Origin of the sequence: Saliphagus infecundisoli, assembly GCF_020177375.1 — an archaeon.
GTDB classification, from domain to species: Archaea; Halobacteriota; Halobacteria; order Halobacteriales; family Natrialbaceae; genus Saliphagus; species Saliphagus infecundisoli.
On the sequence record NZ_JAIWHV010000002.1, the window covers coordinates 52,361 to 76,368 of the forward strand.

Annotated in this window: 24 protein-coding genes, 1 tRNA gene and 1 pseudogene; 10 read left to right on the plus strand and 16 right to left on the minus strand. The window is 68.0% G+C overall.

Going from position 1 to position 24,008, the window contains the following annotated elements; genetic code table 11:
- The first annotated feature begins 31 nt into the window (after positions 1–31).
- Together LCF40_RS05045 and LCF40_RS05050 are read left to right on the plus strand one after the other, a co-directional pair.
- Positions 32–949, plus strand: a complete 918-nt coding sequence (locus tag LCF40_RS05045) for a M14 family metallopeptidase (protein WP_114578903.1) — start codon at positions 32–34, stop codon at positions 947–949.
- Between the two features lie 241 nt (positions 950–1,190).
- Positions 1,191–1,802 (plus strand): annotated as a pseudogene (locus tag LCF40_RS05050) (RNA-guided endonuclease InsQ/TnpB family protein); the annotation flags it as partial.
- A 71-nt stretch (positions 1,803–1,873) separates the two neighbouring features.
- On the opposite strand, the gene LCF40_RS05055 reads toward LCF40_RS05050, so the two are convergent.
- The 8 genes from LCF40_RS05055 to LCF40_RS05090 all read right to left on the minus strand — a co-directional run bounded on the left by LCF40_RS05055 (position 1,874) and on the right by LCF40_RS05090 (position 6,218).
- Positions 1,874–2,383 carry a metal-dependent hydrolase gene (locus LCF40_RS05055; protein ID WP_224827627.1) on the minus strand — a complete coding sequence of 170 codons (510 nt, stop codon included), beginning with the start codon at positions 2,381–2,383 and terminating at the stop codon, positions 1,874–1,876.
- Positions 2,376–2,882, minus strand: coding sequence for an OB-like fold-containing membrane protein (locus LCF40_RS05060; protein ID WP_114578905.1), 507 nt, complete (start codon positions 2,880–2,882; stop codon positions 2,376–2,378). Before LCF40_RS05060 ends, LCF40_RS05055 begins: the two co-directional genes overlap by 8 nt.
- Positions 2,883–2,955: 73 nt before the next feature.
- Complete coding sequence (locus LCF40_RS05065) at positions 2,956–3,342, minus strand: DUF7522 family protein (protein ID WP_114578906.1); 387 nt, start codon at positions 3,340–3,342, stop codon at positions 2,956–2,958.
- Positions 3,343–3,409: 67 nt separating this feature from the next.
- Entirely contained in the window at positions 3,410–4,078 is a 669-nt protein-coding gene (locus tag LCF40_RS05070) for a hypothetical protein (protein WP_224827628.1), read from the minus strand.
- Between the two features lie 51 nt (positions 4,079–4,129).
- On the minus strand, positions 4,130–4,606 hold the full coding sequence (gene rimI / locus LCF40_RS05075) for a ribosomal protein S18-alanine N-acetyltransferase (RefSeq protein WP_114578908.1): 477 nt from the start codon (positions 4,604–4,606) through the stop codon (positions 4,130–4,132).
- A gap of 70 nt (positions 4,607–4,676) precedes the next feature.
- Positions 4,677–5,168: a ferritin-like domain-containing protein gene (locus tag LCF40_RS05080; protein WP_224827629.1), complete on the minus strand. Its 492-nt coding sequence runs from the start codon at positions 5,166–5,168 to the stop codon at positions 4,677–4,679.
- Positions 5,169–5,255: 87 nt separating this feature from the next.
- Positions 5,256–5,528, minus strand: coding sequence for a DUF6360 family protein (locus tag LCF40_RS05085; RefSeq protein ID WP_224827630.1), 273 nt, complete (start codon positions 5,526–5,528; stop codon positions 5,256–5,258).
- A 69-nt stretch (positions 5,529–5,597) separates the two neighbouring features.
- Complete coding sequence (locus LCF40_RS05090; RefSeq protein WP_224827631.1) at positions 5,598–6,218, minus strand: TetR/AcrR family transcriptional regulator; 621 nt, start codon at positions 6,216–6,218, stop codon at positions 5,598–5,600.
- 444 nt (positions 6,219–6,662) lie between these two features.
- Between LCF40_RS05090 and LCF40_RS05095 the strand changes: the two genes are divergently transcribed.
- The 3 genes from LCF40_RS05095 (at position 6,663) to LCF40_RS05105 (ending at position 7,784) form a co-directional block, all read left to right on the plus strand.
- Positions 6,663–6,815 (plus strand): hypothetical protein, encoded by a 153-nt coding sequence (locus LCF40_RS05095; RefSeq protein ID WP_198668002.1) that lies wholly within the window; start codon positions 6,663–6,665, stop codon positions 6,813–6,815.
- 119 nt (positions 6,816–6,934) lie between these two features.
- Complete coding sequence (locus LCF40_RS05100) at positions 6,935–7,663, plus strand: DUF7119 family protein (RefSeq protein ID WP_224827632.1); 729 nt, start codon at positions 6,935–6,937, stop codon at positions 7,661–7,663.
- 47 nt (positions 7,664–7,710) lie between these two features.
- Positions 7,711–7,784: transfer RNA gene (locus LCF40_RS05105), tRNA-Lys, on the plus strand.
- A gap of 426 nt (positions 7,785–8,210) precedes the next feature.
- On the opposite strand, the gene LCF40_RS05110 is transcribed toward LCF40_RS05105, so the two are convergent.
- Positions 8,211–9,206, minus strand: coding sequence for a hypothetical protein (locus LCF40_RS05110; RefSeq protein WP_224827633.1), 996 nt, complete (start codon positions 9,204–9,206; stop codon positions 8,211–8,213).
- A 74-nt stretch (positions 9,207–9,280) separates the two neighbouring features.
- Positions 9,281–10,219 (minus strand): carbohydrate kinase family protein, encoded by a 939-nt coding sequence (locus LCF40_RS05115; protein ID WP_224827634.1) that lies wholly within the window; start codon positions 10,217–10,219, stop codon positions 9,281–9,283.
- A 157-nt stretch (positions 10,220–10,376) separates the two neighbouring features.
- Here LCF40_RS05115 and LCF40_RS05120 point away from each other — a divergent pair, with 157 nt between their 5' ends.
- Positions 10,377–11,309 (plus strand): twin-arginine translocation signal domain-containing protein, encoded by a 933-nt coding sequence (locus LCF40_RS05120; RefSeq protein WP_224827635.1) that lies wholly within the window; start codon positions 10,377–10,379, stop codon positions 11,307–11,309.
- A gap of 69 nt (positions 11,310–11,378) precedes the next feature.
- Here the strand turns inward: LCF40_RS05120 and fer are convergent, their stop codons facing one another.
- Both fer and LCF40_RS05130 read right to left on the minus strand, forming a co-directional pair.
- Entirely contained in the window at positions 11,379–11,768 is a 390-nt protein-coding gene (fer, locus tag LCF40_RS05125) for a ferredoxin Fer (protein WP_114578006.1), read from the minus strand.
- A gap of 120 nt (positions 11,769–11,888) precedes the next feature.
- Entirely contained in the window at positions 11,889–13,070 is a 1,182-nt protein-coding gene (locus LCF40_RS05130; protein WP_198667930.1) for an inorganic phosphate transporter, read from the minus strand.
- Positions 13,071–13,200: 130 nt separating this feature from the next.
- On the opposite strand from LCF40_RS05130, the gene larE reads away from it, so the two are divergent.
- Together larE and LCF40_RS05140 are read left to right on the plus strand one after the other, a co-directional pair.
- Positions 13,201–14,082 carry an ATP-dependent sacrificial sulfur transferase LarE gene (larE, locus tag LCF40_RS05135; RefSeq protein ID WP_224827636.1) on the plus strand — a complete coding sequence of 294 codons (882 nt, stop codon included), beginning with the start codon at positions 13,201–13,203 and terminating at the stop codon, positions 14,080–14,082.
- A 179-nt stretch (positions 14,083–14,261) separates the two neighbouring features.
- Entirely contained in the window at positions 14,262–14,672 is a 411-nt protein-coding gene (locus LCF40_RS05140; RefSeq protein ID WP_224827637.1) for a hypothetical protein, read from the plus strand.
- On the opposite strand, the gene LCF40_RS05145 is transcribed toward LCF40_RS05140, so the two are convergent.
- The 4 genes from LCF40_RS05145 to tatC all read right to left on the minus strand — a co-directional run bounded on the left by LCF40_RS05145 (position 14,669) and on the right by tatC (position 20,494).
- Positions 14,669–16,432 carry a nitrite/sulfite reductase gene (locus LCF40_RS05145; protein ID WP_224827638.1) on the minus strand — a complete coding sequence of 588 codons (1,764 nt, stop codon included), beginning with the start codon at positions 16,430–16,432 and terminating at the stop codon, positions 14,669–14,671. The genes LCF40_RS05140 and LCF40_RS05145 overlap by 4 nt on opposite strands.
- A gap of 232 nt (positions 16,433–16,664) precedes the next feature.
- A complete protein-coding gene (gene mobA, locus LCF40_RS05150) occupies positions 16,665–17,333 on the minus strand; it encodes a molybdenum cofactor guanylyltransferase (RefSeq protein WP_224827639.1) in 669 nt (222 codons plus the stop codon).
- Between the two features lie 2 nt (positions 17,334–17,335).
- Complete coding sequence (gene nasA / locus LCF40_RS05155; RefSeq protein WP_224827914.1) at positions 17,336–19,366, minus strand: assimilatory nitrate reductase NasA; 2,031 nt, start codon at positions 19,364–19,366, stop codon at positions 17,336–17,338.
- A gap of 252 nt (positions 19,367–19,618) precedes the next feature.
- On the minus strand, positions 19,619–20,494 hold the full coding sequence (tatC, locus tag LCF40_RS05160; protein ID WP_232833765.1) for a twin-arginine translocase subunit TatC: 876 nt from the start codon (positions 20,492–20,494) through the stop codon (positions 19,619–19,621).
- 907 nt (positions 20,495–21,401) lie between these two features.
- Here tatC and LCF40_RS05165 point away from each other — a divergent pair.
- Both LCF40_RS05165 and LCF40_RS05170 read left to right on the plus strand, forming a co-directional pair.
- On the plus strand, positions 21,402–23,765 hold the full coding sequence (locus LCF40_RS05165) for a twin-arginine translocase subunit TatC (RefSeq protein ID WP_224827640.1): 2,364 nt from the start codon (positions 21,402–21,404) through the stop codon (positions 23,763–23,765).
- 59 nt (positions 23,766–23,824) lie between these two features.
- On the plus strand, positions 23,825–24,001 hold the full coding sequence (locus LCF40_RS05170; RefSeq protein ID WP_114578001.1) for a ribbon-helix-helix domain-containing protein: 177 nt from the start codon (positions 23,825–23,827) through the stop codon (positions 23,999–24,001).
- Positions 24,002–24,008: the final 7 nt, after the last annotated feature.

The window sequence follows — 24,008 nt, forward strand, 5'->3', positions numbered from 1 at the left end:
GTCGCCTTAACCGGGCGAGAGATGAGGAGACATGACAGAGGCTGACGACACGACCGACGGACGAACCGACGCATCGAACTCGAGACGATCCTTCCTCGGACGCACCGCCGGCGTCGCCGTCGGCGCGGTGGCCGGGCTCTCGGCGGCCGGCAACGCCGCCGCCGCGGGCGAGGCCTGTCCCACCGAGGAGATTGAAACCATAGACGAGGACGAAGAGGAGGAAGTCGAGCGAAGCGAGGACGAGGAGGAAGTCGAGACCGGAAGCGGCCACGGTCACGATCGCTTCACGATCATGGGGGGAACCCCCTACGAGACGCCTGTCCACGTCGTCGACGCCCCCGAGGCGGGCCCGACCGCGGTCGTCACCGGCGGCGTCCACGGCAACGAGTACGCCGGCATGGAGGCCGCCCGCGAGATCGCCGGGTGGGAACTCCAGTCCGGACGCCTCGTCGTCATCCCCGAATCGAACGCGGTCGCGGCGGCCCAGGGAACCTACGTCAGCCCCGCCGGCGACCTGAACCAGGACTTCCCGACCGGCAGGGAGCCCACGAGCGCCCACGCGCGGGCGATCTGGGGGGTCATCACCGACTACGACGCCGACGTCGTCATCGACCTCCACACCTCCCGGGGCATCTACGGCGCCGGCGGCCCCTCCGGGGTCGGCCAGGCGATCTTCCCGACGCCGGCCGGCCGGCCGGTCGCAAGCGGGGTCCGGAACACGGTCAACGCCGCCCACTTCGAGGGTACGTGGGCGCCGAGCTACGCCTACACCGTCGGCAACACGATGACCGGGATCCGCCCCCGGCTCATCCACAAGGTCGGCGGCGATCTGGGCGTCCCCGGCTTCCTGATCGAGGCCACCCGCCACGGCACCGACCTCGACCAGCGCGTCGAGTGGCTCGGCGCGAACGTCGCGGCGATCCTCGAGCGCACCGGCTTCGAACTGTAACGCCGCTCTTCCCCGCTTCCCGTGTTCGACCCCGAAGAGCTCTTGCCTGAACCAAGGCGCTAATGCCCCTTCCTCAAGGAGTCCAGGGCTTCCGACACGCTGTCGGAAGCACAAGCGAGTAGGGAGGGGATACAGCGTCCCCAGAAATCGAAGATGTCTGGTGTGCGAATGAGACGCAATGCGTCTCGTCAACGCCGCACGGTTCTCAAACATGTTCAGTAGCAAACTCGCAGGCCCACGTTCCGTATGCTCACTCGACCTCTCGGACGAACGCGAACGGTTGGAACGCGCCCAACGCGACCTCTCGCGGAAAGAACACGGGTCGAACAACTGGGAGAACCAGCGCAAGACAGTCGCCAAGCGCCACGCGGACTTGAAGAACAAGCGCCGGGACTTCTTGCACAAGCTCTCGAACCACTACGCTCAGGAGTACGACCTCGTGGCCGTCGAGGACTTGGACGCGAAGGGGTTGATGGGACTCCCGTCGAACAGCCGCAACCGCGTCGGAGCGGCGTGGGGAACGTTCCTCCGAATGCTCGAATACAAGTACGAACGCGAAGGGACGCACTTTGTCGCTGTCGATCCACGGGGAACGACCAAAGAGCGTGCGGCCTGCGGCGTCGAAACCAAGAAACCGTTGTGGGTCCGCGAACATTCCTGTCCGTCATGCGGCTTTTCTGCCGACAGGGACTGGAAGGCGGCCTACAACATCTTGGTACGCGGTCTGAAGCACGTAGGGACGGGCTGTCCCGGATCAACGCCTGTGGAGACTGCGCTCCCTACGGGAACCGATTCGGTTCCTGCAAAGCGCGTTCGCCAGACTCCGTCTGGCGGGCTGTCAGACCCAGTCTGACAACGTCGTGGAAACAGGAAGCCCCACCCGCAAGCGCGAGCCGAAAGGCGAGCGGTAGGGCGGGGTGGAAGTCACTGGCCCCTCGAGTCGCGGCCCTCGAGCCACCGATACCGGAGGACCCAGGTGGCCGCCGCGAGAGCGCCCGCGACGAGCGCCGGCCAGGCGTCGCTGCTCAGGTAGAGCCCGCCCGAGGGCGGCTGGACGGCGGTGAGCGGCCAGAAGACCGCGTAGGCGTGGCCCGTGACCGTCAGCAGGGAGACGTCGAGGACGTGGTGGGTCAGGGCGCCGGCGGCGAGCAGGGAGAAGGCCCGACGGCGCTCCCCGGGGGAGACACACAGCGTTCCGAGGAGGAGGACGAGCAGGTTCCCACCCAGCGTGTGAACCGGGTCCCACGAGAAAGGGGCCCCGACGAGGGCGGCGACCAGCCCGTCCGGAAAAAGCAGGTAGATCTTCACGAAGTCGGGCGAGAGCGCACCGATCATCACCAGCGTGACGTGGGCCGGGCGCAGCCACGCGTAGCGAACCGAGAGGACGGTCCCCAGAACGTAGCCCACGAGGACGTGGGTGAGGACGTCAGCCATCCCCACCCCGCGGGACGAACGAAAGCGTGGCGAGGTCGAAGCGCCACCCCCACAGGAACCGGCCGGCGACCCAGAGTCCGCCGACCGCGGAGACGACGAACATGTAGGCCTGGGACCGGGCCGTCCCGGTGACGAGCCGTTCGGTCTCGATGGTCGACTCGTCGGTTATCGTGCCGAAGGCGGTGACGCGGTCGCCCGTTTCCAGGGAGTCGACGTTCCCCTCGGCCGCCATGGCGCCCTCGAGCGTGAACCGGCTGGGCCCCGAGTAGCCGCTCTCGATGACGACCGGATCGGTCCCGACGACGTAGCCGCCGACGGAGGCCCGTTCGCCGACGTGGGAGCCAGGGTTCGGCATGACGTCTTCCTCCTCCGGATACCGGTTTGCCGCCGGATCCGGCGAGAGGGTTCCCGACCAGACGAGGAGGGCGGCGAGGGCGACGAGGAGGAGGGCGGCGGCGAGCAGCCGGCCGGCCTGGCCGGCGGGTTCACGCGCGGACATTCGAGAGAGGTGTTCGCCGCCCGTCCCATAGTGGTTCCCGTTTCCCGATCGAGAAAAGGAATCGTCCCGGCCGTCAGCGGGCGACCGATTCCGTGAGCACCGAGCCGAGCGCCGACGCCAGTTCCTCGAAGCGCTCGACCGAGAGCGTGTCGGTCGTCACCCAGACGCCGACGCCCTCGACGACGACCCGTGTCAGGTAGCCGTGTTCGAACATTCGGATCGTCGCCCGGTAATCGCCGAGCTGGGTACCCTCGTATAGCGACTGGGACTGGAAGCCGTAGCGTTCGTGTTCGGCAAACCCGACGAGGTCAGCGCTTCGCTCCAGGTCGTCCCGGAGGTAGAGCTGGTCGACCTCCTCCTCGGTGAAGCGGGTGATGCTTCGCAGTTCGTCGCCGACCGTCGTCCGGCAGGCCCCGATCAGCTCCTCCTCCAGCGTGGCTCCCGTGTCGTCGTCTCCCATACACCCCCCTTCGGCTCCAGCAGTGTATCGTTTGTGCCGGCGGAGAGGCGTGAGGGCCACGCAGTCATTAGTCGAAGTCCCGTATCGAGAACGACGACGTTCGGTCGGCGACGGCGTACCCCTGGGCGGCGAGCGCGTCGGCGTAGTAGCGGCCGGCGACGAGCCCCTGGGGCAGTCGTCGGAGCCCGAACCGACGGCTCGAAACGACCGCCATCTCGACGACCGAGCCCTCCCCGGAGTCCCAAACGGAGACCGCGTATCGCGCCCAGGGCATCCCGCCTGCGGAGACCTCTAGCTCGAGAGCTTCGTCGGCGTCGCCGTCCGGGTCCCGCGATCGCACCTCGACCGTCATCGAGACCGACCGGAGCCCGAACAGATACGAGAACTCGTAGGTCGCGACCCCACCCGTCGAGCGGATCTCGTCGGCGACCCCCCACTGGAAGACAAGGGGCGGCGGGGTCGGTCCCGCGAACTCGGCCGCGACGGCGGCCGGGTCGGCGTCCGTCGTCAGCCGAGCGGTACCCCGACGTCGAACGACCGGAAACCGGAGCGCCGCCAGGACGACCGCCGCGACGAGGACTCCGGGCCCGAGCGGGAGCGCGAGGATCGCGACGACGGCGACGACCGCGGCGCCGATCGCGAGCGCCCAACCGGAGGCGCGTTCGAGACGGCGATATCGCCGGACGACCGGTCCGACGGCCGGCGAGACCTCGCGGCGGTCGTCGGTCGGCGACATGGCCGACCCATTACCTGTCCGGAAAGTAATCGTTTCGGTCCGCCAGCACGATCAGATCGGGTCCCGGACCATCACGAGCGCGTCCTCGCCGTCGTCGTAGTAGCGAGGGACTCGCCGGGTCGCCTCGAACCCCGACTCGGCGTAGAGGCGTCTTGCCCCCTCGTTCGACGCCCTGACCTCGAGTTTCACCGAGGTCGCCCCGCGGGCCTCGAGGACGCCGATCGACCGGGCGAGCAGCGCCGAGCCGATCCCCCGGTCCCGGCGGTCGGGGTGGACGGCGATGTCCTTGACGTGGCCGATCCCCCGGCCGTGGTTGGGCGTCACGTCGGAGACGACGTAGCCCGCGACGCCGCCCCCGGCGGTCGCGACCAGAAATCCCGGCCGGCCGAGAAAGCCCTCGAAGGCGTGGTAGGGCCAGGGCTGGGGAAAGGAGAGGTCCTCGATCTCGACGACAGCGAGGAGGTCCGCGCGATCGGCCCGCCGGATCGAGAGCTCCCCGTCGCCGGCCGTCGGCCCGGTGATCGTCATCGAACGGATCGTGGTCGCCGACGGACAAAAACGTATTCACCCGCCGACCGCGACTGCGGCGAATCCGGTCTCAGGCCGGGATCGCGCCGGTGTCGAACTCCTCGGTGAGTTCCGTGAGCTTCTCGAGGGCCTCCTGTTCCTCCCGGAGGTTCTCCTCTAGGAGGTCCGCGGCGTCGTCGAGGCCGAGTTCGTCGGCGAGGGGAATCAGGTTGCCGTAGGCGGCGATCTCGTAGTGTTCGGTCTTCTCGGCGGCCGCCATGTTGTGGTAGTCCATGACGTCCTGGTCGGGATCCTCGTCGACGAACCCCTCGTACTCCTCGAGCAGGCCCTTGACGCCGTCACAGGGCTCTTTCTCGGGAGGCTCGCCGAACGCGTCGAAGACCTCCTCCAAGCGCTCGATCTGGCCCTCGGTCTCCTCGCGGTGGTCGGCGAAAGCCTGGGCGATCTCCTCGCGCTCGGTGTTTTCCTCCAAGTCCTCCAAGGCGTCGAGCAGCTCGTGTTCGGCGTGGTAGATGTCCTCGATGCCGTGCTCGAACAGGTCCTGCAGACTGTCGATTGCCATGGTGAATCCGTTCGGACGGTCGCCCGAGAGGGAGAAAAGCCGCCGCCCTGCGACGGCAGGTGCTCGCTCGGGATCGTCGGGGCGAGCTCAGTCACCACCCTCGACGCGGTCGGCGTGCTCGATCAGATCGGCCGCGAGCGCGCGGGCCTGGTCGGGCGTCAAGCGAAGCTCCTCCATGTGGTCGGGCAGCTCTCCGGGATCGTCGAGTTCCACCTGAAGGCGTACGCAGTCGGGGTCGGTCCGGTCGGCGGTCGCGTCGACGACGGCGACCGACTCGGCCTCGAGGCCGTGGCCGCGCGCGACCGCGTCGGCGTGGTCGACGCTCGTGTGGGCGGTGACGCTCATCAGCCGGCGGGACATGGTGGCGTATGGGCCGGACACGCACTTAGCCTGCCCCCTCGACCCAGAACTCGCCGCAATCCCGACGGGCTACACGAGCAGGTCGGAAACGACGTGCTCGCGGACCGACTCGTGGGTCCCGAGGGGCGCATCGTCCGTGCCGAGCGTAGCCTGGCGGGTCCGGGCGCCCTCCAGGGCGTCGAGGATCAGGTCGGCGGTCGCGCGCGAATCGACCTCCCGGAAGGCGCCGTCGTCGATCCCCTCGGCGATGATCTCCGTCAGGGCCTCCCGGATCGCCTCGTTGTTCGCCTCGAGTTGGTCGCGGAACTCCTCGTCGTGGGCGGCCCGGAGCCGGAGCTCGAGGAGCGCACGCCAGAACGACTGGCGCTCGTCCTCGTCGGGGTCGACGACGAACCGATCGAGGAAGGCGACGAGGCGGGCCTCGTGGTCGTCGGTCTCGGCCTGGATCTCGGCGAGGAACTTGTCGAGACGGTCGATGAACCGATCGAGGAAGGCGAGCAACAGGTCGTCTTTCGTGTCGTAGTGGTAGTGGATCAGCGACTTGCTCGTCCCGGCCTCGGTCGCGATCGCACGCATCGTTAGCCCGGCGTACCCCTCCGCACAGAGGATGTGGTAGGTCGCCCGCATGATCTCCTCGCGGGCGTCCGGCTGCTCGGAACCCTCGGCTGGGTCCGTCGACGACCCGTTCATGCCCGATCATTCGCCCCCGGGGACGTAACCCTAGCGGAAGCCCCGAATCGACGGTCGCTCGCGCGACGCTCGTCTATTCCGGCCGTTCTTGCCAGTAGTTTCCGGCAATCGCCGCTCGCCTCGAGGGCGGCAGGGCCGACGGTCGCGCTCCGGTCCCGACGGCCGGCGGGGAGCGGACGGGAAAGCGGCGACGGCGTGCCCGTCCGGCGCTCCGGCGCTCGAACCGGGGGTCCGACTCCCCGCACGACGGGTCACGGACCGATCGGTCGGGATCGTCCTCGTCCCTCGAGACCGAGATAGCGGTGACCGTTTCCGGTAGACGAAAGCCCGGGTATCGCTTGCTCCCGAGGCGGTCCTTATAGGTCTCTCCGCCCAACGGGGTTCCATGAACCGATACGTGCGCATCGACGGCCGATCGACGACGATCCCGACGGAGAACCCCCGATGAGCGACGTTACCTGCCGCCCGGAGGGTCCCGAGGGGCGCGAGGACGACGCGAGAGACGAGGAGCGCGACGACGCCCACCTCGACGGCGTCGAGGTCGGCGCCGGCTGTACGGAGATCTGGGAGCACCTCGCCGACGAGCGCGAGGAGTAGAGCGATACCGTTCTCGACATCGTGGGAGTAGTTCGATCGCGGAGCGGACGACCCGCCCGCCGGGGAGTTCGTGGGCCGGGTGGAACCCTTTTTGAGCGCCAGGTTCCAACGGTACGGACATGAGCGAGGACCCGCCCGACCAGTCGCGGCCGGAGGCGACGGCCCGGTCCGACCGGGCGGAGAGGCGGACAGGGCCGATCCCGACCGACCGCGAGTCGCCCGTCGGCGCGCCGGTGATCCGGGGCGACGAGTCGGTGACCGGCGAGCACGCCCGCCGAGCAGTCCAGTTCGATCCCGACGACCCCGAGAGCGTCGCGGAGGCCGCCGAGACCGTCCGCCGGTTCGCCGACGGCACCGAGGCCAGCGAGGACAACCTCGTCATGCTCCGGGGCGCGGCGGCCTGTGCCGCCCTCGTCCGGGGGGAGGGGTCGTACAAGGCCGCCGCCGCCCGCGCGGGCGAGGGCTCGGAGAACACCTCCGTCGCGTTCATCCGCAAGTGGGCCCGCGTCCACGACCTCCCCCAGTCGGTCCGCCGCCAGGTCGCACTGGGCACCATCGCCCCGACCGCGGCCAAACACATCGCCCGCGTCGCCGGCGAGGCCCGCCTCCTGCTCGCCTGGGCGACCCTCGACGGCGACCTCACGGTCCGGGAGGTCCGGACCGTCGCCAGCGCCGTCAACGACGGCACCCCGATCGAGGCGGCCCTGGCCGACCACGGAATCGACCTCGGGCGTCTCGAGATCCGCCTCCCCGTCGAGACCTACCGGGACCTCCGCCGGCAGGCCTCCAACGAGGGCCGCGAGCCCGACGACCTCGTCGCCGAGGCCCTCGAGGCGTACCTCGAGTAGGCGACGGAGAGAAACGTTTAACCACGGCTCGCCGGAAAGGGGAGACAGGGCCGGTAGCTCAGTCCGGCAGAGCGTCTGGCTTTTAACCAGACGGTCGCGTGTTCAAATCGCGCCCGGCCCGCTATTCCGCTGCGAACGAACTCGTGAGCAGCAGGTCGCGGATCCGGCGGGATCTAAAATCCGATTATGACGAAGACGATAATATAGGCGATTGATCCCAATGAGAGCAGTAAGAAGCATCCAGAAGCCGATGAAGATGGCTGCTTGTCGACCGGTCAGTTCGTCACCGTCCAGAACGGCGCCAGCCCCATCCACCATCTCTCTGAAGCCCATATATAAACAACAGACGGAGTGATGTTAACAAGCTTTGGTGACTTTTCCTCACCGTCTGAGGCGTACGCAGGCGCGCGATGCAACACGAGATTCAGCCTACGAGTAGCGCTTCGAGGAGCGACCGGACGATCCTCGAAAGGTGTGATTGTTGGGCGGCACGCCCGGAACGATCGGAGAACGGGAGAATCGACGGAGCCGAGCAGCGATCCGACGATCAGCCCCGGACGGGCATGAACGCCAGCCCGGCGGTCACGACCATCGCCAGGATCGAGAGGACGACGACCCACCAGAGACCGCTGATCCGCTGGTTGAACTCGTCGACGGCGGTCTGCTGGCTCTCCAAGCCCTCGACGTTGCTCGAGAGGATCGCCGTCTCGCCGTCGAAGTAGACGGCGAACTCCTGGCCGTTCAGGGTGACGGTGTCGGCGTGGGCGAGTTCGTTCTCGGTGACCTCCTCACCCTCGTACTCGACGGTGACGGCCTCTTCGGAGACGCTCGTCACTTGTCCCTCGACGACCTGTCCGCTCTCCTCCTCGTAGAACGAGATGGAGTCGTTGACCTCGTAGCGTTCGCTGTCTATCTCCTCGAACTCCTCCAAGGGAACGGCCGTCCGCTCGCCGCCCTCGCCGGTGATCACGTACGGTCGGTCGTCCTCCTCGGAGAACTCCTCGATCTGGTATTCGTCCTCGTCGTACTCGCCGATCAGCGAGAACGCCTGGGGCCCGCTTTCGCCGCCAGCACTCGCATTGCCGCCACTCTCGTTGCCGGCGCTTTCATTGCCGGCGCTTTCATTGCCGCCGGCGCTCTCGTTACCCGCTCCGCCCGCGGTTTCGTTACCGGCGCTCGCATTTCCGCCGCTTTCGTTGCCGGCGCTCGCGTTACCTGCTCCGTCCCCCCCGGAGGGGGAGATCATTACCTCGTACTCCTGGCCGCCCTCCTCCGTGAGGACGGTGTCCCCGTTGGACCACTCGACTTCGAGGATCGCGGACTCGTTTACGTACTCGACGGTCCCCGACCCCTCGCTGAGCGTGGAGACGTTGAACGTCTGGCCGTCGACCTCGAGGTCCTGACCTTCCTCCTCTAAGGTGTAGTCGGCCTCGACGTCGTCGGCCGTCACCGACGGCGACGATGCGGTCGCGATGACGCCGTAGGCACCCGCGGCGACCACCACGAAGAGAACGGCGTAGAGGATCCCTGCTCGGAACTGCATGTCTAAGCCGTAGCCCGCCCCTCGTATAACGGTTACTAACTCCCGAGGCGCCCCCGCCGGAAGCGAGAACCGGCTCAGCTCCGCTCGGCCAGAAACGTCCGGATCCGGTCGTCGTCGACCATCCCGCCGCGGGCGCTTTGCTCGGTGCAGTTGAACGCGCCCGCCGCGGCCCCAAAACGGCCGGCCTCGGCGGCAGATTCGCCGGCCAGCAGCCACTCGTGGATCAGCCCGCAGACGAACGCGTCGCCCGCGCCCGTCGTGTCGACGACGTCGACGTCGAAGGCGGACACCTCGACGACTCCTTCGGCGTCCCACAGCAGGGCGCCCTCCTCGCCGCTCGTGAGCGCCCCGCGGGAGACCCCTCGCTTTCTGAGCGCCTCGATGGCTTCCTCGCCGCGAACCCCTAGGTAGGAGTCGATCGAGACCTCGTTGGCGACGAACAGCGCGAGATGGGGGAGGAGGTCGTCGATCGTCTCGCGTTCGGTCGCCCGGTCGGCGAGTTCGTCCAACGTGCTCGCGAGGTCGAAGACGAGCCGGATCTCCCCGTCGGCGGCGAGCTCGGCGAGTCGACGGCTCACCCGGTCGGGACAGAAGCCGTTGGCGAAGACGACCTCGGCCGACCGGAGGGCCGCCTCGTCCGCCTCGGTGAGTTCGAGGTTCTTCGCGGCGCCGCCGCCGGTGACGATGGTTCGCTCGCCGTCGGGATCGCGAAACACCATGCAGTACGTCGAGCGCTCCTCGTCGTCGTAGCGGACTCTCGCCGTCGAGACGCCCTCCTCGCGGAGGTTCGCCTCGACCAGGTCGGCGTTGTCGTCGTTGCCCAGTTGGACGACGACGCCCGTGTCGTGACCGAGCCGGGAGAGCCCGACCGCGCCGTTTGCGGCGACCCCGCCGAAGCCGACCGACTCCTCGTGGACGTAGGCGCCCGCGTCGGGCTCGGGCAGGTTCGAGACCAGGTACTCCTCGTCTACTAACGCGCTGCCGACCGAGACGACCTCGAGGGGCTCCTCCATACCGACACTGGGGACGTCGGGAACGTAAGTGTGGCCGGTTTCGGATCGGGGACACGGGTGAGGCTCCGCGACGAGCCGCGCCGATCAGCGCGGTCAATGGCGGAAATTCCGCGTGTCAGGCCCCAACACTTTTGTGACCGCTGCCTAGTCACTACACATGGACCGACGAGACCTGTTACGGGGCGGCGCAGCCGTGGCCGCGATGGCGGTCGCCGGCTGCTCGGAGAGTGGAAACGGCAACGGGAACGGCGGCAACGGTAATGGTAACGGCGGTAACGGCGGCAACGGTGGGGACGAAACGGACGACGGCGAAAACGCGACCGACGACGGAAACGAGACGACCGACGACGAAACCGACGAGTCCGGCGGCGCTGACGACAACGAGACCAGAGACGGCAACGAAACCGGGGGCGAGGATACGACCGACAACGAAACCAACGGGTCCGACGGCGCGATGGACGGCGGGGAGAACGAAACCGACGACTCCGCCAACGACACCACGGACGAGGAGGAAACCGAGTCCGACGGCACGGACGGCAACGAGAGCGGGGGCGACAGCGCGCTGTTCGCGGACACCGTCGAGGCCGAGAGCTCCTACGCGTTCGAAACCGAGGGCGGCGAGGGGGCCGAAGCGGCCGTCTCGAGCGGCCGGGTCGACGGGGAGAACATGTACGTGACGATCGAGGAGAGTGGCGAGACCGTCGAGATGTACGTCGTCGACGGTGAGACGTACTTCGTCGAGGGCGAGCAGTGTATGACCCTCCCTGGGATGGGCGAGCAGGAGTTCGATCAGGAAGCAGTCGAGGATCCGGAGGCCGAGGCGGAGGCCCAGCCGGAGCTAGAGGCCAGCGGCCGGGACACCATCGACGGCGAGGAGGTCCGGGTCTTCGAACTCAGCGGCGACGAAGCGGCCGAATACGACCAGGACGTGACCTACTACGTCAGCGTCGAGACCGGCTACGTCCGCCGGATCGAGACCGGCGAGTCGGTCACCGACTTCCACTCGTGGGGCGACGTCGACCCCGTCGAAGCCCCCGAAATGGAGTGTATGGACATGGGAGAGTTCAACGAAAGCGACGTTCCGATGTAGCCACGAGAACGCGACGCTCCCGGGTCGTCGAAAATTCGGAGACCGGGGCCGAAAAAACGGAGTCGCCGATCAGATGACGCGGTTCTGGAGGTAGTCGAGGTGTTTGGCGTTGTAGACGATCCGGACCTCCTCGGCGGCGGGCGAGCCGATGCAGGTCAGGCGGACGTTTTTCTCCTCGACTTCCTCGTCGGAGAGGATCTGTTGCATGTCCATGTCGATCTCGCCCTCCCGGACGATGGCGGCGCAGTTCGCACACGCGCCGGCCCGACACGAAAAGGGCCAGTCGTAGCCCTGGGCCTCGGCGGCCTCGAGGATGTACTCGCCCTCGTTGACGTCCAGGCTGCCGTAGTCTTCCTCGTCGAAGCCGGCGTCGGCGGCCTTCTCGAAGAGGTCGTCGTCGTCCATTTCCCAGCCCTGGTCGTCCAGTACTTCGTAGTTCAGGTATTCTACCGTGGGCATCACCCGCCGGTTCGAGACCCGGACTGGTATAGCTTGCTGTTGCGGCCCCGGGCGTCTCTCACTAGCATACGGCACGCCCGGACGGGAGTCGGTGGACGATCGGTCGGAAACCGCGGGCGATCAGAACCCGAAGATCGGGAGAAATCGGAACGTCAGGAAGGCGCCGACCGTCGAGATGATCGGGACGACGTTCTGCATGAGGATCACCCGGGCGGTCGTCGAGGGGTTGAAGAGGTCCGAGGCGCTCGGGATGTCGTCGGTCTCCTCCTCGCCGATCTCGGGGGCGGGTTCGCCCTCCTCCTCCGCGGTGAGGGCGCCGACGGACACCGCAGTCTCCTCGCCCCGGCGGGCGTCGGTCAGCGTCGTCGTCCGGGTCGCCCGGCCCCAGCCCAGGCCGATGATGCTCATCGTCGCGACGACGACGAAACTCGCGGGGATCCCGATCGCCGACAGGACGATGACGATCGAGGAGGCGACGACGGCGACGACGATCGCCGCCGTCAGCGGGAGGTTCGTGATGTCGTTGCCCAGCGTATCGAGCGTGCGCCGGGCGATCGTGAAACAGCCGACCGCGACCGCGGCCGAGCCGATCAGGATCAGCGGGATCATCCCGACGTCGCCGGTCGCGTAGATCGGTGCGATCGCGTTCGCGATGTTGCTCGTCCCCGAGGAAAAGGCCATCAGGCAGCCGATGACGACGACGACCGCCGCGCCGGCGGTCCCGCGGCGGTCGAGACCGTCCGGCGTCCGGACCGTCGGAACGACCCCCTCCAGGGAGACCGACAGCATCGGCTCCTCGCCCTCGCCGTCCTCGATCGCGACCCAGGCGTTGATCGCCGGATAGAAGTACCGGCCGATCACGCCCGAGACCCAGAAGCCGATGATCGGCGCGACGACCCACCAGATGACGATCTCGCCGAGGACGGCCCAGTCGAGTTCGCCGGTCGCGAGCCCGAGGGCGGCGATCGCCCCCACGGCAGTCATCGACGTCGAGGCCGGCACGCCCGCACGATTTCCCAGGAACAGGGCGCCGCCGATGAAAAAGAGCACGGCGACGTTGGCCTCGAGGGTGAAGACGCTCGTGTCGGTGACGAGTTCCTCGCCGAGAGTCGTGACGACCGCCGGCCCGATCGTGATCGCGCCGAGAAAGAAGAAGATCGACATGAGCGCCGCCGCCGCGAGCTTCGTGATGACGTTCGCGCCGACGGCGGGGCCGAACGCCGGGCCGGTCGTCGCGCCGCCGATGTTGTAACCGACGAAGACGGCGACCAGGAGACCGACGACCAGGAGTACCTCGCTCACACCGGATAGTCGAACGCGGCGGTTAAAAACACCCGTATCGGCGCGGGGGAGCCGACCGGAGGCCGGCGCGCCCAGTGGGGATGGCGGCCGGGGACAACGCGCTTTTGGCCTCCCGGCCCGAACCCGGCCCATGACCACGCAGGCCAAACGCGAGGCCGTCCGCGCGGACCTCGCCGACCGCGATGGCGCCCTCGTCGCCTTCTCCGGGGGCGTCGACTCGAGCGTCGTCGCCGCACTCGCCCACGACGCCATCGGCGACGACGCCGTCGCCTGCACCGCCAAAAGCGAGACCCTCCCCGAGGCCGAGCTCTCGGAGGCAAAGCGGGTCGCCGATGAGATCGGGATCCGCCACGAGGTCGTGGAGTTCTCGGAACTCGACAGCGACGCGTTCGTCGAGAACGACGAGGACCGGTGCTATCACTGCCGGACGATGCGGCTCGGACGGATGTTCGAGAAGGCCCGCGAGCTCGGAATCGGAACCGTCTGTGACGGCACCAACGCCGACGACCCCGGCGCCGGCCACCGCCCCGGACTGCGCGCCGTCGAGGAACTCGACGTCGTCTCGCCGCTGCTTTCCCACGGGATCACCAAAGAGGAGGTCCGCGAGATCGCCGACGACTACGGGCTCTCGGTCGCGGACAAGCCCGCGATGGCGTGTCTCTCCTCGCGGATCCCCACCGGCCTCTCGGTGACCGAAGAGCGCCTGAGCCGGATCGAACGCGCCGAGGCCGTCCTCCGCGAGCGGGGCTTCTCGGGGTTTCGGGTCAGGGACCACGACGGCCTCGCGCGCATCGAGATCGATCCCGAGGAACTCCCCGAGGCGCTCGATCAAACCTTCGCCGAGGAGGTCAACGCGGCGCTTTCGGAACTGGGATTCGACCACGTCACCCTCGACCTCCAGGGGTATCGGACGGGAAGCGTCAGTCCCGGGGGCGAGGAGACCGACGACTCCGACGACGAGCCCCTCGTCGAGAACGTCTTCGACGTCCAGTACCCGACCGACGGTCCCTAAGCCGAGGCGACGCCGGGACCGGACGAACCGTCCCGTGAGCGCCGATCCGTTTGACGATCGCCGTATTATCTCCCTTGGATTCCCTAAGTAACTCGCCAAACGCTGTAGAATACGAATTGGATGGTGAAATATTGCGCTATACCATACGTTCGTCGTCCCCCACCGGATAGAGATGGACGATGGCCGAGGACCTCCCCGCGGCGTGGCGCCGGGACCAGCGACGGACGTACACCCCCGCCGACGGCGACGACGAACTCGAGTACGCGACCTACCTCCACGAGTCGGGCGACCTCCGGCTCCGGATCGCGCCCGCCTCCCTCGACGGCTACGAGACCCCCGGGTACACCCTCCAGGCGACGACGTACCCGGGGCTCGACTTCTCGGAAACGTTCCGGATCCGACAGGTGCTCACGTTCGGCCGCTGTCGGGCGATCGCGGTCCGGTTCATGGAGCTCTTTGCGGCCGCCTACGACGGTCCCGCCGACCTGGAGGCGGCCCTCGAGTACGGGTTCGACCGGACGAAAGCCTCGGGAGTCACGGATGGCCCCCTCGACCTCGGTACGGACGGGATCGACGAACGCCGGAACTAATCGTCGCTCGGAGCGGGGTTCGGAGAGGCGGCGGCCGGTTTCTCTCCGTCGGCGTAGGGGTACCACGCCTGCTTGCCGTCGTGCATGTACGGCGCCTCGAAGTCGGTCTCGGCGGGTTCACACAGCTCGACGATCGGCTCGGTCCCCGTCTCCTCGACCCACTCGCGGAAGGACTGGCCCTCCGTGCGGTGGGCGGCGAACGCCTCCAGAATCGACTTGATCGCGGCGGGGGCCTCGTCGGCGGGCACCCGCTGGGCGACCCACTCGACGAACGAGGGCTCGGCGCCGATCCCGCCGCCGACGCCGATGTCGAACGCCTCGACCATCTCGCCGTCCTTGCGGGCGCGCATCCCCTGGAGACCGATGTCTGCGGTCAGCGCCTGGCCGCAGTCGGCGGTACACCCCGAGTAGTGCATCTTGATCCCTCCGGCGTCGTCGGGGAGGTCGACGTTCGCCTCGAGCCACCTGAGCATCCGGCTCATTCGCACCTTCGTCTCGGTCAGCGCGAGCGAACAGAACTCGGTGCCGGTACAGGCCATCGCGCCCCGATCGAAGATCGAGGGGGTCGGCGAGTAGGTCGAAAGCAGGGGTTCGGCGAGCAGCGCGTCGAGGTCGTCGTCGGCGACGTCGACGATCACGGGGTTCTGGCGGCGGGTGAGCCGGACTTCGCCCGACCCGTAGGAATCGGCGAGGTCGGCGAGGGCGATGGCGTCTCCGGCGGGCATCCGGCCGACGGGGACCGAGAGCCCGACGTAGTTGCGGCCGTCGCGCTGGTCGCCGACGCCGACGTGGTCGTGGGGGCCGTCTTCGGGCGATCTCCCGGCGTTGTACGTGTACTCCTCGCGAAAGTCCTCGCCCGCAGTGTGGAGATCGAAATCGACGTAGCCCGCCTGGAGGGTCTCGCGGATCTTTTCCATGCCCCAGTCGTCCGCGAAGAAGCGCGAGCGGTTCTTCGAGCGGTTCTGGCGGCCGCCGTGGTCGTGGTAGAGCTCGACGAACCCGCGGCCGACCTCGTAGGCGTTCTCCGGGCGGACGAAGACATCGAGCGGGGTCGCCGCCCGGGGCTGGCGCCCGCCGAGGCCGCCGCCGACCCGGACGTTGAACCCCCGGACCTCCTCGCCGTCGATCTCCTTGCGGGCGGGCTCGAAGCCGACGTCGTTGATCGAGTCCTGGGCACAGCCCACTTTGCAGCCCGTTGCGCTGATGTTGAACTTCCGGGGCATGTTCGCGAGCGCGTCGTCCCCGCGAAGCTCGGTCTGGAACCGCTTCAGGAGGTCGCCGGTCTCGACGTACTCCTCGGCTTTCCCGTGGAGGGGACACCCCGAGATGTTGCGCATCGTGTCCCCGCCCGCAGACCGAGAGGAGACGCCCACTTCCTCCAACTTCTCCCAGATTTCGGGAACGTCCTCGAGTTCGATCCAGTGGAGCTGAACCGATTGTCGGGTCGTGAGGTCGATCCAGCCGTTGCCGAACTCGGGGTTCTCGGCGGGGCCGGTCGCGTACTCGCGGGCGACTTCGGCGATCGCTCGAAGCTGTCCCGGCGAGAGGATCCCGCTGGCGTTCGTCAGCCGCATCATGAAATAGGACTCCTGGCCCGAGCGCTGGTGGAAGACTCCCCAGAACTTGAAACGAGTGAACCACTCGTCGCGTTCGTCCTCGGGGATCGCCTCGAAGCCGCCGTTTTCGGCGAACTCGACGATGTGCTCGCGGACCTCGTCGCCGTAACAGTCGGCCTTGTACTCCTCCTTTTTGTGGACCACTCAGACCACCCCAGATGGACGTTCGTCGCTATTCTTCTCTGAACGGTCTCGTTTCGTGGTGGACATCATGGATAGTGGCCATGTTGTGAACAGATATAGTAGTAATCATTGACAAACAACGTATTTTCTCCCCCCCATCCGTCGGAATCGACCGATCTCGAAGGACATATGATCAGTACTAGGACGTTCCCCACGAACCGCGGACGCCGGTTCGCCGGCGGTTTCTGGACGGTTATCGACCGGGACCGGACGGCCCCGGTCGGACGTCCGCGGGCCCGCCCCGCTCGCGGGTTTCGAGCCGACGCCGGACCCGCGCCAGGTCCGCCGGCGTATTGACCGCCCGGAGACGGTCGGGATCGGCCCACTCCCGGAGGTCCGCTTCGGGAACCCGAACCGTCTCGAGCCCCGAGACGGCAGCGACCAGGCGGCGCTCGTCGGCCCGGAGGGCGGCCTCGCAGGCCCGGCGCGCTCGCCGAGAGTCGTAGACGGCCGCGAGCGGCTGGGGGTACTCCTCGAGGACGGGGGCGGTCGCGTCGCACCCACTGCGCTCGTGGGTCTCGAACAGCCGGGCGACGACCTTTGTTTCGAGCAGCGGGAGGTCACAGGCGAGGGCGATGGTCCGGTCGCCGTCGGCGACACGGAGCCCGCGGGCGAGCCCCGCGACGGGGCCGGCGTCGCACTCGTCGTCGCGGTCGAGCGCGAATCGCGTTTCGGGAGGAAGGACCGCCTCGAACGCCCCGCGCTGGTCGGGCCGGCAGTTGACGACGACCTCCCCGACCTCGGGAGCAACCGCCCGGACGACCCGGGCGATCATCGGCTCGCCCGCGACGCGCTCGAGGGCCTTCTCGCGGTCGCCGAACCGTTCGGAGAAGCCGCCGGCGACGACGACCGCCGAGCGCACGGTCAGTCCCCCAACGACTCGAGGCGGACCGCACACTGCTTGAAGTTCGGCTCCTTCGAGCGGGAATCGACCTCGGGGAGCGTGAGATCGTTGGCCGCAGGGTGGTGGATCGGCAGCCAGACCATCCCCTCGGGGATCGCCTCGTCGGGCTCGAGCCGAACGCGGACCGATCCCCGCCGGGAGGAAAGCCGGGCGTGGCGGTCGTCGCCGGCGGTCGCCGGCGCGACGCGGGCGGTCGGCGGCCCGGCCTCGCGGGTCCTGACGCCCGTGTTGTAGCCGTCGTCCTCCCGGGCCGTCGTCAGCGTCAGCGGATATCCGGAAGACGGGGGTTCGGGGTCGTCACCCGAGACGGCCGACGAGAACCGCGCACGCCCGGACGGCGTTGGAAACTCCCAGCCCTCGCTTCCTCCGTCGGCGCCCTTCCGGTAGTAGCGATACCCCCCTTCGGCGGTCGGCGTCGGCGCCGGCCACCGCACGGCGAGTTCGGCCTCGAGGCGTTCGTAGCCGATCCCCGAACAGTCCGCGGGGGTCCCCTCGGTGAGCGCGAGGAACTCCTCGTAGATCGGTTTGGGCTCCGGCGGCTCCTCGAACAGTCCGGGGACGACCCGGTCGGCGATCTCGCCGATCAGCGCGAGGTCCGTCCGGATTCCCGACGGAGTCTCCGTCGCCGCCCGGACCCGCGAGATCGTCCGCTCCATGTTCATCACCGTTCCCTCCGATTCGCCCCAGGTCGCCGCCGGAAGGACGACGTCGGCGAGTTCGACCGTCTCGCTCCGGAAGGCGTCCTGGACGACCAGAAAGGTGTCCTCGAGACGGTCGCGGGCCGCGGCCGCATCCGGAAGACCTGCAGCGGGGTTCGTCGCGACGGCGTAGACCGCCTCCACGTCGCCGTCGATCGCCTCGCAGATCCCCACGGGACCCGGCCCCGGATCGTCGGGGAGCCGCGACTCGGGGATGCCCCAGGCGTCGGCGACCGCGCGGCGGTGGTCGGGGTCGTCGAACGGCCGGTGGCCCGGCCAGGTCCCCTTCGAGGAACAGACTCGAGTGCCCATCGAGTTCGCCTGGCCCGTCAGCGAGAACGGACCCGACCCCGGCCGGAGGTTCCCGCTCGCGAGACAGCAGTCGATCAGCGCGCCCGCCGTCGCGGTTCCGTCGACGCTCTGATTTACCCCCATCCCCCAGTAGACGAGCGTCGGCGCCTCGAACGCCGCCGCGAGCCGATCGATCGTCGCCACGGAAACCCCCGCCTCGCTGGCGCTCTCCGCGGCGGGCGGCAGGGTCGCGAGCAACTCGTCGAACCCCTCGGTCCGGGTCTCGACGAACTCGCGGTCTACCCCGTCGCGGTCGGCGATCCGGGCGAGTATGGCCCGCGCGAGCGCGAGGTCGCCGCCGGGGTCGACCGCGACGTGGTCGTCGGCCACCTCGGCGGTCTCGCTCCTGACTGGGTCGACGACGATCAGTTCCGAGCCCTCCTCGCTCGCGCTTTGGCTGATCCACCGGAACATGACCGGGTGCGCGACCGAGGGATTGGCCCCCCAGACGAGGTGGGTCCTGGCGTCGGGGATGTCGTCGTACGTCGGCGGCGGCGCGTCGCTGCCGAAGGCGTCGTAGTAGGCGGTGACCGCCGACGCCATACAGAGCGTCGTGTTCGCGTCGTAGTAGCGCGTGCCCAGGCCGCCGCGGGCGAGCTTTCCGAGCGCGTAGGCCGCCTCGTTGGTCTGCTGGCCGCTTCCCAGGACGGCGACCTCGCCCGATTCAGTAGCAGCGGAGAGCCCGCTCGAGGCGGCCGCGAGCGCGTTCTCGATCGTCGTCGGGACGAGATCGCCCTCGCGCCGGACGAGCGGGCGGGCGAGCCACTCGCCGTCGGGGTCGGCGGTCTCGCGGACCCCGCGCTGGCAGGCCAGCCCGTTGTTCACGGGGTGTTCGGGGTTTCCCCGGACCGAGTCGAGTCCGTAGCCGCTGTCGACGCCGCGCTGGACGTGGCCACAGCCGACCGCACACCGCAGACAGGTCGTCGGCACGAACTCGCTCACGCGGATCGCCCTCCCGCCGTCCGCCGACCGACGCCGGCGGATCGACGAACGATCGGCGAACACCGAGTCGAACTCGTTGACGGGCGCATATTCACGGGAAAACCGTGGGTTGTGCGGAAGTAAAACGCTACCCGTTTAACAAACGGGTGTTTTTCCGCCCTGCGATCGGATCCCGACAGTCTTGGGACGGATGGGAGGAATACTAGGACGTTTGTACCGAACGAACCGGGGCCGCGATTCGACGTCCGTCGATCACTCCTGGCCGGTCCAGCGAAGCAGGAGCAGGGTCCCCTCGAAGAGCGCGATCATGAGGATCCCGACGATGATCGGCGCCATCAGCGTCGGGTCGATCGTGAACATAAAGGAGAGGCCGAAGAAGCCCGCCCAGAAGTACAGCCGCTTGTCGGCGAGCCACCGGCGGGTGGTCACCCCCATCATGATCGCGAGCATGATGAAAAGCGGGATCTGGAAGACGATCGCGAGAAAGCCCGTCAGCGTGATGATGAGATTGAACGTCTCGCCCAGCGCGTAGGCGATGCCGGCGCTGCCCTCCGAGTAGTAGGTGAAGTACCGAAAGAGGATCGGCAGGACGAGCACGAACGAGATACCCATCCCGACGACCGCGAGCACGAGGCTCATCGGCACCGCCGAGAGGTAGTACTTGCGCTCGTTGGGGTACAGTCCCGGCCGCATGAACAGGTAACACTGGTAGACGAACATCGGCAGGCCCACCAGGATGCCAAGCAGGGCGGCGACCTTGATCCGGGTCAGCCAGAGCTCGAGGGGGTGGTAGACGTGTGGGGGCGCCTCGAGGGTCGCCGGCAGGACGTTCTGCCAGATATAGTCGATCGCCGGCGAGGCTCCCAGCAGCCCGATCGCGGTGCCCGCGGCGCCAAAGAGGAAGACGACCGCGAGCCGGAGAATCATCTCCTCGATATGGTCGGCCAGGGGCATCTCCTCGTCGTCGGGCGGGGTGGAGATCCCCCCCAGGTTCTCGTCATGTCCCCCGCCTCCGGGCTGGTCGCGGACGTATCCCTCGCCGTCGGTCTGGGCCTCCGGCAGGTCCGTTCCCGTCACGTCCGCCTCGCTCGCGTTCGCTCCGTCCGCGTCGCCGTCATCGCTTTCGATCGCCGTGTCGTCGGTCGATCCGTCCCGGCTCTCGTCGGACTCGGCGCTCGCGTCGTCGTCCGCAGATTCGTCCGCGTCTCCGGGTGCAGCGAGGTCGTCGGCGCCCTCGCTCGCGGACTCGTCGCTCCCCGTGTCGCTCTCGCCCGCGGCGTCCGCGAGGCCATCGTCCGCGTCGTCCTCGTGGTCATCGTCCGCGCCGGAGTCCGAGCCTCCGTCCGCGTCCGAAGCCTCGAGATCGACCGGATCGGGCGTTACCGACGGCCAGCCCTCGAGGGTATCGACCGTCGGACCGTCGTCGGTGTCGTCGGAATCGCCGGCGTCGGCCCTCCCCACCTCGTCGCTATCGGTATCGTCGCTCGCGGCCTCGCCGCTTTCCTGGTCATCCGCCGTGTCGCCCGCGTCGGCCGGATCGGTCGATCCGGCCGCATCAACATCGGAATCGGCGATCCCGGCGTCCGTGTCCGTGGTATCGGGGTCGTCGCTTACGGCCTCGTCGCCAGTCGCGTCGTCGGCCGCCGCCCCGTTTATTTCGCCATCGTCGGCTCCGCCGGCTTCGCTGCGTCCGTCCGTATCGTCGGTTCCAGCGCCGTCCGCGTCCTCCGTCGCGTCCTCACTGGATCCGTCGTCGATCGCGTCCGATCGCGTCTCGAGGTCGGACGGGTCGATCGGCGACCCCCGGTCGGAGGCCTCGGAGGAGTCCCGTGGCTCCTCGGAGCCGTCGATGGGGTCTCCCTCCTCCGACTCGTCCGACTCGTCGGGCATCTACGGGACATAGATCGGCCGCCGGTTATAGGCCTTTTTCTTACGATCACTCCGGGACGACGGGTCTTCCGGGGAAAGACAGGGTGGTCCCGAGCCCCCGACACGAAAGGTTGATAACTGGATATAAGCACGGTACGTGTACGCGATGAGCTCCGCCGTCGACGAAGACACCCTCCGGGCGATCGACAGCGGCAGGCAGACGATCGCCGAGGTGCTCTCGGTCGCACAGAACCATCTCCAGAAGATATTCATCGTCTTCGTCATCGGCTTCATCGGCTCGTTTTACGCCCTCCGGATCTACGTCTGGGAGTTCCTCAAGGCGACGGCCGAAGCCGAGATGTCGAGCCAGCTCGCCGGCCAGACCGACGTCATCACCCGAACGCCGTTCGAGGTGATCCTGCTGCAGGCGAAGATCGGGATGATCGTCGGCGCGATCGTCTCGATCCCCGCCGTCCTCTACTTCGCGCGGAAACCGATCAGGGAACGGGGCTACGAGTCGGCGATCCCGATCTCGACGGCGTCGATCGTCGGCTTCGTCGTGAGCGCTCTGGGGCTGTTCTGTCTCGGGATCGTCTACGCCTACGTCGTCTTCTTTCCCTTTGCCTTCGAGTTCCTCGCGGGCAACGCCGACAGCGCGGGTGTCAACCCCAACTTCGGGATCACCGAGTTCACCAACTTCATGGCGTTGCTCACCATCTCCTTCGGACTCGCCGCCCAGCTTCCCCTCTTCATGGGCGCGCTCGCCTACACCGAGATCGTCCCCTACGAGACCTTCCGGGACAAGTGGCGCCACTCGATCGTCGCCATCGCCGTCTTCGGCGCCCTGTTCTCGCCGCCGGACCCCTTCACGCTGGTCATGTGGATGATCCCGCTGACCGCCCTCTACGCGTTCAGCCTCGGGCTCGCGAAGTTGCTGACCAACACCCGCAGGCGGGGCGCCGCCGAGGCGATCGGCGGCACCAGCCTGCTCCGAAAGCGGGCGCTCCAGGCCGGCGGAATCCTGGGCGTGGTCTGGCTCGCCGTCGCCGGCTTCGTCGAATTCGGCGGCTTCGACGTCTTAGAGGACGAACTCTACCCCTTCCTGCCCGAACTGATCCGGCCGGGCGGGCCGACCGCCCTCGAGACCCTCGGCGCCGAGTACGGTACCGTGGGCGCGTTCCTGGCGGGCCTGCTCGTCGCGGCCGTCATCGGCTTCCTCGCGCTGTTCGTCTACACGATCAAGGTGCTCCAGGAGCCGGTCCACCCCCGGATCGACCAGATCCGGACGGGCGAACCCGAGGAGATCGACATCGACGTCCTCGACGCCGACGCCATCGACGCCGTCCCGCCACAGGCGTTCCTCGAGATGGACGAGGACGAGGCGATGGACCACGCCCGCCAGGCGATGTTCGACGACGACCGCGAGAAGGCCCAGGCGATCCTCGATCGGTTCGACACCCTCCACGCAGAGGACGAGGGACCGACCGCCGAGGGGGAGGGCGGCGCTGCGGGCGCGGTCGCCGGCGACGCCGCGACCGCGGGCGAGACCGCTGGCGGCGGGAGCGAGGGCCCACCGGCCCCCGAAGAGGAGGAGGGCAACGTCTTCTCGAGTACCGCCGCCGACATCCTGAACTCCTTTACCGAAGAGGAGACGACCGAGGAGGACATCGGCGGCTACGCCTACGACATCGCCTTCATCTTCCAGAGCCTCACCTCGCGGATGTTCCGCATCGTCGGCCTGTTCATGGTCGTGATGGGCGGGGTGTTCATGGGGCTTTACTCCGGCGGGCTCGGATGGGTCCTCGAGACGTTCGTCTCGAACGTTCCCCGCGAGTTGCTCGTCTCGCTCGCGGAGCTCCGGGGGACGAACGTCTCGCCGGACGCCGACACCCAGACGCTGATCCAGGAGGGCGACTTCGTCATCGCCCTCCACCCGGTCGAGGTGCTTATCTTCGAGGTGAAGGTGAGCGTCATCGCGGGGATCATCGCCGTTCTCCCGCTGATCCTCTACTACGCCTGGCCGGCGCTGAAAGAGCGCGGGCTCGCCCGGGGCGACCGTCGGGTGTTCGTCCTCTGGGGCGGGGGCCTGATCGCCGGCTTCGCCGTCGGGACCTTCCTCGGCTTTTTCTGGATCGCACCCTCGGTGATCTCCTATCTGATCTCCGATTCGATCGACGCCGGGATGGTGATCTCCTACCGGATCAAACACTTCATCTGGATGGTGATCTTCACGACCATCGGCATCGGCTTCCTGCTCAACATCGTCGTCACGATGGCGCTGTTCCACGTCGGCGGGCTCGTCCCCTACCGGACGATGCTGCGGGGCTGGCGGGTCGTCATCGTCGCGATCTTTACCGTTGCGGCCTTCGCCACTCCCTCGGGGATCCTGACGATGCTCCTGTTCGCGTTCCCCATCGCCTTCACCTACCTCCTCGGCCTCGGGATCCTCTACGTGCTCACCGCCGGCGGCCGGTTCTTCGGGGGCAAACGGAAGGGGCCGACACTCGATACCGGCCTTCTGAACCGCTGATCGCCGGGCGACGGGCCGGTCGGCGGATCAGTTAAACCATCCGCGTCCGAAGACGCTCCATGCCCAAAATCAGCGTCGAAATCCCCCGGGAGCTCCTCGAGGATTTGGACGACCACGTCGGCGACGACGGCAAGTTCGTCAATCGAAGCGACGCGATCCGAGCCTCGGTCCGGAAGACCCTCGATATCCTGGACGAGATCGACCAGCGCCACGACCGACTCGACGAGGACTCCTGATCGTCTC